This is a genomic window from Rhodomicrobium sp. R_RK_3, from assembly GCF_002198715.1.
GTDB lineage: Bacteria > Pseudomonadota > Alphaproteobacteria > Rhizobiales > Rhodomicrobiaceae > R-RK-3.
On sequence record NZ_MWLK01000020.1, the window covers coordinates 1 to 12,717 of the forward strand.

The following is a 12,717-nucleotide window of genomic DNA, read 5'->3' on the forward strand; positions in this document are numbered from 1 at the left end:
CGGAAATATGATTGGGTCCCGGCTCGGCCTGACGGCCGTCCGGGACGACGGGGAGAGGACCTTCGATACGCAAAGGTCTCCAGTGGGAGAGGGTTGGGGTGAGGGGGTAATTCCTATCGGTAGGACAAGACCTCACCCTACGGTTAGGCATTACCCCCTCACCCGGCACGCTGACGCGCGCCACCCTCTCCCCATGGGAGAGGGGAAGCTGCGCAATTTGAGAGATTGAGATACTTCGCCGCCGCCCAACTCCATCTCACGTGGTCCGGCTTTATTGACTGCGCGATGCCCGGCGGCGCTGGAGCACGTTCCGCAGTAGCCAGAAGTAGACCGGGTAGGGCAGCACGCGGAGCGTCTTGCCGAGCCACAGTGTCTGCGAGGGGAAGGCGATCTCGAATTTCTCACGCCGCAAGCCGGCAAGAATGCGGTCGGCGGCGATGTCGGCGGTGATGAGGAAGGGCAGGGGCGCGCGGCTCTCGCGGTTCAGCGGCGTATCGACATAGCCGGGATTGATGAGGCTGACGCGGATGCCGTAGCGGTCCAGCTCGGCGCGTAGGCATTCGGCGAGCGAGATCAGTGCCGCCTTGGTCGGAGCGTAGGCACCCATGCGGGCCATGCCGCGATAGCCTGCGATCGAGGCGTTCAGCGCGATATGGCCGCGCCCGCGCTCGATCATGCGCGGCAGCACGGCGGCGAGGCCGTGCACCACGCCCATATAGTTGGTCTCGACCAGCTTGCGGACCGTGGCGGTGTCGAAGCGCTGCGGGTTGAGCGGGGCGCCAAGACCGGCATTCAGGATGGCCAGATCGATCGGCCCCGTCTCCGCTTCGATCGCGGCGACGGCGCGCATCATGGCCGGCTCGTCCGTCACATCGACGGGATAGGCCGCGATCCCGGCCTGCTCGCCGGCGAGTGCCCGCAATGCCTCCGCATTGCGCGCGCTGGCCGCGACTGCCACGCCCGACCGCGCCAGCCGAAGCGCCATCTCGCGCCCGATTCCGGTGCTCGCGCCGGTAATCCAGGCGACCCGCCATTCCCCCGCCATGCCGCGTCAGAATCCCATGAACGGCTGCACCAGCCTTGCGAGGAAATGGCTATAGCGCGGCGGCTTTTCGCTGGCGATGATGCAGATGCAATCCTCGGGGCTCGTGACTTTCGGCTGGTGCTCGATGTCCTCGCCGAGATCGGAGACGTCGCCGGGGTGATATTCCCCGGTCTTGTCGCGGTAGGAGCCGCGCAGCACCATGGTCAGCTCCATGCCGCGATGCGAATGGGCCAGCAGCCGGATGCGCGGCGCCGCCCGGACCAGCCGGATCTCGCCCGCGCCTTTCGGCAGCGTGACCCAATATTGCTGCACCCCCTTGACCACCGATTGCCAAGGAATGTCCGAGCCGCTCATGCCGAGATAGCGCGCCAGCGGGATCGGCAGCACACGGTCGGAAGGCTGGTATTTCGGCTTCTTCTGCGCCATGGCGGCGGCGGCCGCGGCGACGTGCATCCTATGGACGGCACGGCGCGCGTAATCGTCGCCGTAAGCCTCCGGCGCGACGCGCTCCAGCAGCAGCCCGGCGACCAGCCCGAGGCGGCGCAGACTGCCGGCGCATTGCGGGCAGATCGAGACGTGACAGGCGACGAGACCGGCGATCGCGCCGGGGAGCGCGCCCGAGGCGTAGGACATCAGCGTGTCCGGCTGGGGGTGGTGGCGTATCGTCATAGGGAACCCTCGACGGAGCCGCGCAGCTTGCTATAGGCGAGCCGCATTCGAGATTTGACCGTTCCAAGCGGCAGATTGAGCTTTCCGGCGATCTGGGCCTGGGTGAGGCCGTCCATGAAGGAGAGCTGGATGATCTGGAGTTGTTCCGCGGGCAGTCCCGCAAGCGCCTGTCCGACCCTGGCGCGCTCCTGTTCGCGCGCCAGCCACTCGTCCGGAGGCGCTTCCGGCGGCTGCAAGACCTCGAACTCCTCGCAGAAATTCTGCCAGACCACCTGTCGCCGGACGCGATCGGTGCGAAGATTGCGCGCGATGGTGTAGATCCAGCTCGCCATGTTGCCGCGGCTCTCGGCGAAGAGATGCGACTTTCGCCAGATGGCCAGCATCGTCTCCTGCGCGATCTCCTCGGCGGTCTCGGAGTCCGCGCCTTGCCGCATGAGCATCGCCCGCACCTTCGGGCCGAAGGTCAGGAAGAGCTGCCGGAAGGCACCGGCATCCTGCTCTTGCGCGATTTTTTTGAGTTGATCGCTCATACTCGCCCGGAGAATGGCCGCGCCGGCCAGAACAATGGGGGGATTATGTCACCAAGTGGGGAAGAATAGCCTCACCGGAGCGGGAATAACAGCAATTTGAATAATGTCGGCAATAACACGGCGGTGGCGCCGGAAAAGCTGGATTTTCCCAGGGCTGCCTTGCGCGGGCTGAGAAGGCGTGAAAACCCGGCGGCTCCGTCGCCGAAACCGCCGGGCGCGTGGTGAGGCGGGGGCTGCTAAGCCACCCGGTCCTCGATCATGAAGCCGCCGGACTGGCGCGACCAGAGCTGCGCATAGATGCCGCCGCGCTTCAGCAACTGCTCATGCGTGCCCTCTTCGACGATGCGGCCCTGATCCATGATGATGAGCCGGTCCATCGCGGCGATGGTGGACAGCCGGTGCGCGATGGCGATCACCGTCTTGCCCTGCATCAGATTGTTGAACTGCTCCTGGATCGCCGCCTCGACCTCGGAATCGAGCGCTGACGTCGCCTCGTCGAGAATCAGGATCGGCGCGTCCTTCAGCAGCACCCGGGCGATCGCCACGCGCTGGCGCTGGCCGCCCGACAGCTTCACCCCGCGCTCGCCGACATGGGCCATGTAGCCGGCGCGCCCGCGCATATCCATCAGCCCTTCGATGAATTCATGCGCATGGGCGCGCTTGGCGGCGGCGATGACCTCCTCATCGCTCGCCTCCTTGCGCCCATAGCGGATATTCTCGAACACCGAGCGGTGCAGCAGCGAGGTATCCTGCGTGACCACGCCAATATTGGCGCGCAGCGAATCCTGGGTGACGGATGCGATATCCTGCCCGTCAATCAGGATGCGCCCGCCTTCCAGGTCGTGGAAGCGCAGGAGCAGGTTGACCAGCGTCGACTTGCCCGCGCCCGAGCGCCCGACCAGACCGACCTTTTCGCCCGGCTTGATCGAGAAGGTGAGATTTTCGATCAGCCCGCCCTCGCGCCCGTAATGAAAGGTGACGCCCTCATAACGGACCTCCCCCTTCGGCACGCGCAGCTCGCGCGCGGCGGGCGTGTCGACGACGGAGATCGGCCGCGAGATCGTTTCCATGCCTTCCTGCACGGTGCCGACATTCTCGAAGATGTTGGTCATCACGAACATGATCCAGCCGGCCATGTTGTTGATGCGGATGACCAGCCCCGTCGCCAGCGCCACCGCGCCGAGCGTGATCGCGTCCTGGCTCCACAGCCACAGCGCCAGCCCGCTGGTGCCGACGATCAGGAAGCCGTTCAGGATGATGACCGCGACTTCGTAGGAGGTCGTCAGCCGCAGCATCGCATGGAAGGTGCGGTTGTGCTCAAGGAGCGCTTCCTTGGCATATTCGTCCTCGCCCTGGGTGTGGGCGAACAGCTTCACCGTGGTGATGTTGGTGTAGCTGTCGACGATGCGGCCCGTCAGCGTCGAGCGCACCTCCGACATCGCCGTCGAGCTGACCTTCAGCCTCGGGACGAAATAGACCATCGAGAGCACGTAGAACACCAGCCAGATCAGCAGCGGCACGATCAGCCGCCAGTCCGCCTCCGAGAACAGCAGGATGGCGCCGCCCGTATAGATCAGCACGAACCACATGGCGTCCGAGATCTGCACCATCGCCTCGCGCAGCGACGGCCCGGTCTGGATGATCTTATTGGCGATGCGTCCGGCAAAATCGTTCTGGAAGAAGGACAGGCTTTGGCGCAGCACATAGCGGTGGGTCTGCCACCGGATCATGTTGGTGAAATTGGCGTTGATGACCTGATTGATCGCGATGATGTGGAAAGCGGCGAAGATCGGCCGCAGCACCAGCGCGATGAAGGCCATCCACAGAAGCGTTCCGCCTTGCTGGCTGAAGAAATCGGCCGGCGTCGGCGCGGCCTTTGCCAGGTCGACCAACTGGCCGAGGAAAGCGAACAGCGACACTTCGATGATGCCGACGAAAAAGCCCATCGACAGGATGGCCAGGAAGCCGGGCCAGACCTGACGCACGAAATGCCAGAAGAACTGCGTCCAATGCGCCGGAGGGGTCTCCAGCGACGACGGACGAACGGGGTCAATACGGGTTTCGAACCAGGAAAACATGGTGTCGCTCAATGCCGCAGGAATTTCAGGAAACTGAAAGTCAGTTTGCGCGGCAGAGCGAAGCAGGGGCGTTCGCTAAAACGTGCCGCGTGTCAGACGGATCGCCAGGTTTTTTCCATGTAGACGGCTCCGTGTGAGAGGGCCGGGCGCAGCAGATGGCTGCCCGAACGCCGGAGATTGGCAGACTATGTCGAAAAGTGGCGAAATTGTGATGCGCGAAAGTCACGCTTTCGTGTAACCGCGCGAAAACCACCGAGGCGGTTTGAATATTGACAAAATCGTTCTTTATATCAAACATCACCCTGCAAAAAGATCGGTTCGGTGGGTTTGAGATGGCGTTTATGGAAAAGGCTCCTGTGCCGGGCTCTGTCGTGGTCCCGGACGTGGGCGTAGAGCGTTACGCCGAGGTGGTGCAACTGGCGCCGATCCTGGCGCAGAAGCAGGCCGCCGCCTTGAACGCCCTCCTCACCGACGCCTCGCCGGAACAGGTGATCGCCGCCGCCCTCAGCGCGGTCGATCATGGCCGCTTCGCCATCGTCTCCTCCTTCGGCACGGAATCGGCGGTGCTGCTCGCCGCTGCCGCCCAGGTCGACGCCGCCGTCCCGGTGCTGCTGGTCGATACCGGCTATCTCTTCTCCGAGACCCTCGAATATCGCGACCTGCTGCGGTCGCGCGTCGGCCTCACTGACGTCCGCAGCCTGCACCCGGACGCGGCCGAGACCGCCGCCGAGGATGCCGAAGGCGACCTCTATCTGCGCGATCCCAATGCCTGCTGCGCGCTGCGCAAGGTGCGCCCGCTCGGCAAGGCGCTCGAAGGGTTCGACGCCTGGGCGAACGGCCGCAAGCGCTACCAGGGCGGCGACCGCGCCGGCATTCCGGTGGTCGAATCCGATGGCCCGCGTTTGAAATTCAACCCGCTGGCCAGCCTCAGCCGGGGCGAGATCGTCGAGCGCTTCCGCGGGCTGAACCTGCCGCCGCACCCGCTGGAAAAACACGGCTTCGCCTCGATCGGCTGCATGCCCTGCACCAGCCGCGTCGCCCCCGGCGAAGACCCGCGCGCCGGCCGCTGGCGCGGCCGCGGCAAGGTGGAATGCGGCATCCATACCGGGCCGCTCGGCGCCGTGCGCGAAGGCTGAAAGCCGCTTCCCGCCATACCGCTTAAGCAAACGATACGCTCTGTGCACGAAGCTGTGGACGGCGCCGCCGCCATCGTCTACCACGCCTTCAGCAAAGTGAGTGTTCGAGGGAGACGGGCGTGAGTAGAGCGAGCGATCTCGAGTTGCGGCTGCTGTTGCTGCGTGAGCGGCTGCGGGAAATGATCGGGCTGGTGCCCAAGGGGCAGCCGAAATCCGGCATCTACTCGCTCACGGAACTGCCGACGCCGCCGCAGCCGGCCGACGGCATTGCCATGGCCGCCATCGTCAAGAACGAGGCGCTCTATCTGCCGGAATGGCTCGAATTCCATCTCATGCTCGGCGTGCGCCACATCTATCTCTACGACAATGGCAGCACCGATAATTCCCCTGAGGTCCTGACGCCCTTCATCCGCGCCGGGCTGGTGACGGTGCTGCCCTGGCGCAATTTCAGCGCCGGCCTCAATCCGCAGGCACTGGCCTATAATCACGCCCTCGGCAATTTCGGCTCGGCCTATCAATGGATGGCCTTCATCGACATCGATGAATTCCTCTATCCGGTTGAAGGCGACTCGCTGGTTTCGACCATGCAGCGCTTCAACCACCTGCCGGGCATCAGCCTGCCCTGGATCTGCTTCGGGCCGGGCGGTCACAAGACCAAGCCAGACGGGCTCGTCATCGAGAGCTATTTCGAGCGCGCCTCATTCCCCTATCGGACCGAGCAATACCGGCTGCTGAAATACAAGGCCATCGTCAATCCGGTGGCGATCAGCGGCGGGAAATGGCCGCATCTGTTCTACACCAAGGAAGACGGCGCCATCCTTATCAACGACAATGGCGTCAAATTCCCCCAGCGCCTGCACAAGGATCCCGCCTATGCGACCGGCGATTATTTGCGGCTGCATCATTACATCACCCGCTCGCATGAGGAGATGGCGAAGAAGCTCGCCAAGGGCCGTGTCGATGCGCGCGGCGCGGTCGACATGGGCAAGCTGAGCAAGCGCTTCGCCCAATATGAGCTGCATGTCGAGGAAGACCGCCGCCTGATGCGCTTCGTCCCCGAGCTGAAGCGGCGGCTCGCAGAACGCTACGGCGCGGCGGCGGCGAACGCGGCGGCCTAAGCCGGCCGCTGCTCGTGCCAGCGCATGATCTGCCCGCCCATCCATTGATGGCATTCGTCGCGGTCGTGGCTGCGGTGCCAGCACAGGTTGACCGGCACCGTCAGGCGCGGCGCGGCCTCGGCGACGGCGACCAGCCCGAGCCCATAGGCGGCTTCGGCAATGGCCTGCGGCGCGACGATCAGGTGATCGCTCTCGCGCGCCAAGAACAGGCCGGCCAGGATCGAGGAGGCCTGCGTGCTCTGCTCGACATCGATGCCGAGCCCCGCAAGATGGGCGCGCACCGGATCGGGCCGCCACGGCGCCCCCGCCACCAGCACATGCGGGAACGCCCCGAGCTTGCCCGCCGCGTCCTTGGCCTTGGTCAGCTCATGCCCCGCCCGCGCCAGCACGACATAGCCGTCATCGCAGAGATGGGTGACGCAGATGTCGCCGGTCTCGCCGGTGACCGCGCCTTCATAGATCAGGAAATGGATGTGGCCAGAGCGCAGGTCCTCGACATAGGAGGACTCCTGCGGCGCCTGCCAGCGCATTTGGATCGACGGCGCGACCTCGGCGAGCTGCTTCTGCAGGCCGCCCAGCAGCGTGACCTCGCGGGTTTCGCTGCAGGCGATCATGAAGGTGCGCTCCAGCGTCGCCGGTTCGAAGGGCGTTTCGGGGCGCAGCAGACTCTCCATGCCGGAGACGATCACATGCACGGCGGGGGCAAGGCTTCTCGCCCGTGCCGTGGGCACTAGCCGTTGCCCCGCGCGGACGAAAAGCTCGTCGCCGAAAATCTCGCGCAGGTTGGAAAGCGCGTGGCTGACGGCGGAGGGGCTGCGGCCGAGACGCTCGGCGGCGCGGGTGACGCTGGCATCGATGAGCAGCGCATCGAGCACGACGATCAAATTCGCATCGAGTTCTTTGAGATACATGGCGTGCAATAATTAACACGGCATAATCCTACCTGGCTAAACATTTCCGCCGCATTGCGCCATTTTTTTTGCATTGCGGTAAACCCTTATGCGGTGTCGCCGCTGTGGTCAGCGCGCAAAAAACCCGATCAAAACTTGACAGCCGGACGGGCCGATCCTAGCAAACGCCATGAGCATCGAAACCCCGTCCATCCCCGTCCTGGAGTCCATCGCCTGTTTCTCGCGCCGCTATGACGCGTGGCTGGTCGACATCTGGGGCGTGCTGCATAACGGCCTGCGCCCCTTCGCCTCGGCGGTCGAGGCCTGCCGGCTGTTCCGCGAGGGCGGCGGCGTGGTGGTGCTGATCTCCAACGCGCCGCGACCGCGCGAGACCGTCGCCGAGCAATTGCTCGAGGTCGGCGTTCCGGCCGATTGCTATGACGGCATCGCCACCTCCGGCGATGTGACGCGCACCCTGATGGCCGAAAAGGCCGGGCAGACGCTGTTCCATATCGGCCCCGCGCGCGACCTGCCGATCTTCGACGATCTCGGCGTCTCGCTCGGCGGCGTCGCCGAGAGCGCGGCGGTGGTGTGTTCCGGCCTCTATGACGACGAGACCGAGACGGCGGCCGATTACGCCGATCTGCTGGCCGAATGCCTCGCCCGCAAATTGCCGATGATCTGCGCCAATCCCGATATTAAGGTCGAGCGCGGCGACCGGCTGATCTATTGCGCCGGCGCCATCGCCAAGGCCTATGAGGAAATCGGCGGCGAGGTGATCTATGCCGGCAAGCCGTATAAGCCGATCTACGACCTCGCCATGGCGCTGGTGAGCGAGCTGCGCGGGGCCGATCTGCCGAAGCACCGCATCCTCGCCATCGGCGACGGCCTGCACACCGATATTGCCGGCGCGGTTGCACAAAATATCGACAGCGTTTTCGTCGCCAGCGGCGTGCATCTGGCCGGCGGCCGCGAAGAAGGCGTCGAAGCGGCGCAGATCGCCCGCCTATTCGAAGGCAGCAAATCCCGCCCCGTCGCCGCGCTCAGCCAGCTTATCTGGTGATTTGAGCCGATTTCGGCGTCCCGCAGGCTTCCGGTAAGGTTCGGGCCTTCACCCTTGGGTGAATTGCACAGCTTTGCTTACCGTCATATGCTTTTTTGCTGTGCAACATTCATGTTGCTGTGCAAAATAATTCGGCAGTTTGGCGGAGTCAGGATTTCATGAGCGAAGACGGCAAGGCCGGCCACCATTTCGAAGATCTCAATGTCGGCATGGAAGCGCGCTATGTGCGGCGCGTCAGCGAGGAAGACATCATCGCCTTCGCCGAATTGACCGGCGACACCAATCCCATCCATCTCGACGAGGCCTATGCGGCGGGCACCATGTTCAAGACCCGCATCGCCCATGGCGCGCTGACGGCGGGCTACATCTCCACCATCCTCGGCACGCTGCTGCCCGGCCCCGGCGCCATCTACATATCGCAGAGCCTGAATTTCCGCGCCCCCGTCCATATCGGCGACGAAGTCACCGCGACCGCCCGCATCACCGAGCTGCTGCCCGCCAAACGCCGCGCCATTTTCACATGCCATTGCTCGGTCGGCGGCAAAACGGTATTGGAGGGCGAGGCTTTGTTGATGGTGCCCTCGCGCCAAGCGTGACGCAGGACGAGCGCGGGGGCCGGAAACGCTCGGGGCTGCATGGACATTATCAAGGGCTGGCGTGACGTTCCGGCGCGTTTGAAGGGCGCCTCGCTCGCCATCGGCAATTTCGACGGCGTGCATCGCGGGCATCGCGCGGTGCTCGATGTCGCAAGACGCGCGGCGCGCACCGGCACCCCTGTCGGCGCGATGATCTTCGAGCCGCATCCGCGCAAATTCTTTCAGCCCGACAAGCCGGTCTTCCAGCTCACCAGCCTCGAGCGGAAGCTTGAACTGCTCGCCCATTGCGGCATAGACCTTGCGGCGGTACTGCAATTCGACGCCTCGGTCGCCTGCCTGAGCGCCGAGGAATTCGTCAAGGACGTCCTGGTCGACGGCCTCGCCATCAGCCATGCGACGACCGGCTATAATTTCTTCTTCGGCAAAGGACGGCAGGGCAATCCGGCGGTTCTGCGCGCGCTCGGCGAGAGCTTCGGCTTCGGCGTCACCATCGTCGAGGCGGCGGGCAATTCCGGCGAGATCTATTCCTCCACACGCGTGCGCGAAATGCTGGCCGAAGGCGATGTCGCGGGCGCGGCCGACATGCTCGGCGACTGGTGGCAGGTCGAGGGCGTCGTGGAGTCCGGCGCCGGGCGCGGCACGGGGCTCGGTTTTCCGACAGCGAATGTGCGCCTTGCTGACGGACAATCGTTACGGCACGGCATTTATGCGGTCCGGGTCGGCGTCGACGGCGCCTGGCATCACGGCGCGGCTTATCTGGGCACGCGCCCGACCTTCGATGCCGGCGCGCCGCTGCTGGAGACCTTCCTGTTCGACTTCGACGGCGATCTCTACGGCCGCAGCATCAAGATCCAGTTCATCGATTTCGTGCGCCCTGACGCTAAATTCCGCTCCGGCACCGACCTTGCCGCGCAGATGCGCACCGATGTCGCAAAGGCCGAGGAAATCTTGCGGCGGGCCGATGCACAGGAGAAGAACTGAGCCGCGCCCTTCCTGGCAAGACCGTGCGCTGAGCGTCGGCGAAATAGCGGCTGACCTCATGCCACGCAGGCATTCCCGTCTCAATTTCGGACATTTCCAAGTCGCTCCGGTGGCCCCCGGCGTGAGTAGCTTTTGCATTACGTGCCACATTTACTGTCCCGCCCGGCCCATGATACAAATTAATCTTTACTCAATCTATGTTGTGGGGCGTTATGTTCGAAAATCTTCCCAAGACCTTCATAGAAAATCTGCCTGCGATTGCCGCGATTGCGGCATTTTTATTTACAATCCTTGAGTATGTGTTCGACTTCAAGCGCGAAAAGACAAGTTTCGGCCAGTATGCGAAGTCATTTTTGCGAATGGGTGCCGCGCTGGTCACTAGCATGGTGTTCCTGTTCTTCATCTTCGCCTATTGGCAGCCGAAGGATGAATGGCAAATCTGGAAGGAAAACACTCAGAGCTACTTCAAAAGTTGCGTCGACAAAGGCACGGGCGCGCAACTGGTCGCCGGCAAGAACGAGCCGGCCAATGCGGACAAGATCGCCTCGCTGGAGGAGTTGCGTTTCCAATGCCTGATGCTGGCCTGGACCAATGTCCAGCGGCCGAACAACCTCGCCAAGCGCAACCAAGGCGGACGCCATCCGCAAGACAATAGCGATTACACGACGCTATTCTGGCGCGACATCTACACGGCCATGCTGCTCAACGAAATTCCCGGCATCCCCGATACGCTGCGCGACACGCTCAGCCTTTATTCCAACGAATATCTCGGCACCGGCTTCACCTTTCCTCACAAGGAGCATCTGAGGAACGGGGCGCCGCTTTTCTATGCGGCCGGGGTGCGGGAATATCTGGTGAAGAACCTGTGCCTGCAGCCGCGCGGCAAGGAGTGCCCACCAAAGCGCAGCCCCTATGAGCGGGTCTGGGTCTGGCAATTCACCCAGACGGAGCTGGAAAATCTGACGCGCAACAAGAAGATGTCGGAATTCGTGCAGGCGCTGCCGGCGCCCGACCCGGCGCTCAACTCCGGCCAGCTTGATTATAAATACTACGCCAAGCGGGTGTCCCGCTTCGGCGAGAACAATGCGGACGCCTATGATGGCTACGTGCTTTTCCGGATGTCGAAATTCGACCGGCGCTTCTACCGCAACACATTCGGGCACCCGGCGCGCCCCTATGCCTTCTTCGCCGACATCCGGGATTATTGGGATCTGACGTGGAGCCAAGCCGTCACCATGTCCGCGACGACGCCCGGCGCCAGTTCATCTGAAGACCGGTGGTTCATCTGGATTTTCGTTTCAGATTCCACATCCTCCGACACTCACTATCTCGCCAGTTGGGGCTCGGTTTTCGAGATTCTCACGACGAACATCTCGGACGTGAACGCCAATCTGAAAAAACTGACAATGAATTAGTCTATCCGACGCAGGTAGGCATAGCGCGTATGCGCCGGAATATGCAGAATGCCCGACGCCGGTAACCGCGTCGAAAGGAAGCTGGCCGGGCTTTCGCTGGCCCGAGCACATGGCATGGTTTATGCCTTCACAGTTTCGTAATCGCTTTTAGCCTGAGAGGAAGGGGAGCACATGCATCTCGTTAAGCTTATGACCGGAGGGCTTACCGCCCTTGCGCTGGCGACTTTGCCAGCGCTTGGCGGAACGCTCGATGACGTCAAGGCCCGGGGTTTTCTGAAATGCGGCATCGACGGGGGGCTTCCGGGCTTCTCCGCGCCGAACGACAAGGGTCAGATGGTCGGTATCGACGCCGATTTCTGTTCCGGCGTCGCCGCTGCCATCTTCGGTGACAAGACCAAAGTCAAATTCACCACGCTGACAGCAAAAGAGCGGTTTACCGCCCTGAGCTCGGGCGAAGTCGACCTGTTGTCGCGCAATACCACGGCGACGCTGACCCGCGACGCCACGCTCGGCATCGACTTCACCTATTTCAACTACATCGACGGCCAGGGCTTCCTGGTGAAGAATTCTCTGGGCGTCAAAAGCGCCAAGGAATTGAACGGCGCCAGCGTTTGCGTTCAGGCCGGCACCACCACCGAGCTGAACCTTGCTGACTATTTTCGCGTCAATGGCATGACATTTAAGCCGATCGGCTACGACACTTCGGTGCAGACCCGCGAAGGCTTCGACGGCGGCTCCTGCGACGTTCTGACGTCGGACAAGTCGCAGCTCGCCGCCATCCGGTCCGAGCTGAAGGATCCGGCCGGCGCCACGATCCTGCCTGAGACGATTTCGAAAGAGCCGCTTGGGCCGGCCGTTCGCCAAGGCGACCCGCAATGGCGTGACATCGTCACCTGGACGCTCTATGCGCTGATCACCGCCGACGAACTCGGCGTCACCTCGGCCAATGTCGACGAAATGAAGAAGAGCGCCAACCCCGACATCAAGCGTCTGCTCGGCGTCGAGGACAAGATGGGCGAAAATCTCGGCCTGACCAACAGCTTCGCCTATGACGCGGTCAAGCAGGTCGGCAATTACGACGAGCTCTATCAGCGCAGCATCACCCCGCTGGGGCTGAAGCGCGAAGGCAGCGTCAACGCGCTTTGGACCAAAGGTGGGCTGCTCTACGCACCCCCGATGCGCTAATGGCGTAACGC

The 12,717-nt window shown here is 63.3% G+C and carries 12 protein-coding genes; 7 read left to right on the forward strand and 5 right to left on the reverse strand.

Going from position 1 to position 12,717, the window contains the following annotated elements:
• Window positions 1–271 precede the first annotated feature (271 nt).
• The 4 genes from BLEFHOIH_RS10635 to BLEFHOIH_RS10650 all read right to left on the reverse strand — a co-directional run bounded on the left by BLEFHOIH_RS10635 (window position 272) and on the right by BLEFHOIH_RS10650 (window position 4,322).
• Window positions 272–1,045 (reverse strand): SDR family NAD(P)-dependent oxidoreductase, encoded by a 774-nt coding sequence (locus BLEFHOIH_RS10635; protein ID WP_088345203.1) that lies wholly within the window; start codon window positions 1,043–1,045, stop codon window positions 272–274.
• Window positions 1,046–1,051: 6 nt separating this feature from the next.
• Window positions 1,052–1,714, reverse strand: a complete 663-nt coding sequence (locus BLEFHOIH_RS10640; RefSeq protein ID WP_088345205.1) for a ChrR family anti-sigma-E factor — start codon at window positions 1,712–1,714, stop codon at window positions 1,052–1,054.
• On the reverse strand, window positions 1,711–2,244 hold the full coding sequence (locus BLEFHOIH_RS10645; protein WP_088345207.1) for a sigma-70 family RNA polymerase sigma factor: 534 nt from the start codon (window positions 2,242–2,244) through the stop codon (window positions 1,711–1,713). Before BLEFHOIH_RS10645 ends, BLEFHOIH_RS10640 begins: the two co-directional genes overlap by 4 nt.
• Before the next feature lie 236 nt (window positions 2,245–2,480).
• Window positions 2,481–4,322 (reverse strand): ABC transporter ATP-binding protein, encoded by a 1,842-nt coding sequence (locus BLEFHOIH_RS10650; protein WP_088345209.1) that lies wholly within the window; start codon window positions 4,320–4,322, stop codon window positions 2,481–2,483.
• A gap of 341 nt (window positions 4,323–4,663) precedes the next feature.
• On the opposite strand from BLEFHOIH_RS10650, the gene BLEFHOIH_RS10655 reads away from it, so the two are divergent.
• A complete protein-coding gene (locus tag BLEFHOIH_RS10655; RefSeq protein WP_088345211.1) occupies window positions 4,664–5,458 on the forward strand; it encodes a phosphoadenylyl-sulfate reductase in 795 nt (264 codons plus the stop codon).
• A gap of 119 nt (window positions 5,459–5,577) precedes the next feature.
• Window positions 5,578–6,576: a glycosyltransferase family 92 protein gene (locus BLEFHOIH_RS10660; RefSeq protein ID WP_125461655.1), complete on the forward strand. Its 999-nt coding sequence runs from the start codon at window positions 5,578–5,580 to the stop codon at window positions 6,574–6,576.
• Here the strand turns inward: BLEFHOIH_RS10660 and BLEFHOIH_RS10665 are convergent.
• Window positions 6,573–7,487: a LysR substrate-binding domain-containing protein gene (locus BLEFHOIH_RS10665; RefSeq protein WP_088345215.1), complete on the reverse strand. Its 915-nt coding sequence runs from the start codon at window positions 7,485–7,487 to the stop codon at window positions 6,573–6,575. The genes BLEFHOIH_RS10660 and BLEFHOIH_RS10665 overlap by 4 nt on opposite strands.
• 169 nt (window positions 7,488–7,656) lie before the next feature.
• Between BLEFHOIH_RS10665 and BLEFHOIH_RS10670 the strand changes: the two genes are divergently transcribed.
• From BLEFHOIH_RS10670 to BLEFHOIH_RS10690, 5 genes are all read left to right on the forward strand, one after another.
• A complete protein-coding gene (locus BLEFHOIH_RS10670; RefSeq protein ID WP_088345217.1) occupies window positions 7,657–8,529 on the forward strand; it encodes a TIGR01459 family HAD-type hydrolase in 873 nt (290 codons plus the stop codon).
• Window positions 8,530–8,687: 158 nt separating this feature from the next.
• Window positions 8,688–9,125 carry a MaoC family dehydratase gene (locus BLEFHOIH_RS10675; RefSeq protein ID WP_088345219.1) on the forward strand — a complete coding sequence of 146 codons (438 nt, stop codon included), beginning with the start codon at window positions 8,688–8,690 and terminating at the stop codon, window positions 9,123–9,125.
• A 39-nt stretch (window positions 9,126–9,164) separates the two neighbouring features.
• On the forward strand, window positions 9,165–10,106 hold the full coding sequence (locus BLEFHOIH_RS10680; RefSeq protein WP_088345221.1) for a bifunctional riboflavin kinase/FAD synthetase: 942 nt from the start codon (window positions 9,165–9,167) through the stop codon (window positions 10,104–10,106).
• Window positions 10,107–10,459: 353 nt separating this feature from the next.
• A complete protein-coding gene (locus BLEFHOIH_RS10685; protein WP_210191846.1) occupies window positions 10,460–11,521 on the forward strand; it encodes a hypothetical protein in 1,062 nt (353 codons plus the stop codon).
• A gap of 171 nt (window positions 11,522–11,692) precedes the next feature.
• On the forward strand, window positions 11,693–12,706 hold the full coding sequence (locus BLEFHOIH_RS10690; RefSeq protein ID WP_088345225.1) for an amino acid ABC transporter substrate-binding protein: 1,014 nt from the start codon (window positions 11,693–11,695) through the stop codon (window positions 12,704–12,706).
• Window positions 12,707–12,717: the final 11 nt, after the last annotated feature.

What these genes read in the sequence shown, in the direction of transcription:
- BLEFHOIH_RS10690 (WP_088345225.1), top strand. Translation starts at nt 11,693, where the DNA reads ATGCATCTCGTTAAGCTTATGACCGGAGGGCTTACCGCCCTTGCGCTG.
- BLEFHOIH_RS10635 (WP_088345203.1), bottom strand. Translation starts at nt 1,045, where the DNA reads ATGGCGGGGGAATGGCGGGTCGCCTGGATTACCGGCGCGAGCACCGGA.
- BLEFHOIH_RS10655 (WP_088345211.1), top strand. Translation starts at nt 4,664, where the DNA reads ATGGAAAAGGCTCCTGTGCCGGGCTCTGTCGTGGTCCCGGACGTGGGC.
- BLEFHOIH_RS10680 (WP_088345221.1), top strand. Translation starts at nt 9,165, where the DNA reads ATGGACATTATCAAGGGCTGGCGTGACGTTCCGGCGCGTTTGAAGGGC.
- BLEFHOIH_RS10665 (WP_088345215.1), bottom strand. Translation starts at nt 7,487, where the DNA reads ATGTATCTCAAAGAACTCGATGCGAATTTGATCGTCGTGCTCGATGCG.
- BLEFHOIH_RS10640 (WP_088345205.1), bottom strand. Translation starts at nt 1,714, where the DNA reads ATGACGATACGCCACCACCCCCAGCCGGACACGCTGATGTCCTACGCC.
- BLEFHOIH_RS10650 (WP_088345209.1), bottom strand. Translation starts at nt 4,322, where the DNA reads ATGTTTTCCTGGTTCGAAACCCGTATTGACCCCGTTCGTCCGTCGTCG.
- BLEFHOIH_RS10675 (WP_088345219.1), top strand. Translation starts at nt 8,688, where the DNA reads ATGAGCGAAGACGGCAAGGCCGGCCACCATTTCGAAGATCTCAATGTC.
- BLEFHOIH_RS10670 (WP_088345217.1), top strand. Translation starts at nt 7,657, where the DNA reads ATGAGCATCGAAACCCCGTCCATCCCCGTCCTGGAGTCCATCGCCTGT.
- BLEFHOIH_RS10645 (WP_088345207.1), bottom strand. Translation starts at nt 2,244, where the DNA reads ATGAGCGATCAACTCAAAAAAATCGCGCAAGAGCAGGATGCCGGTGCC.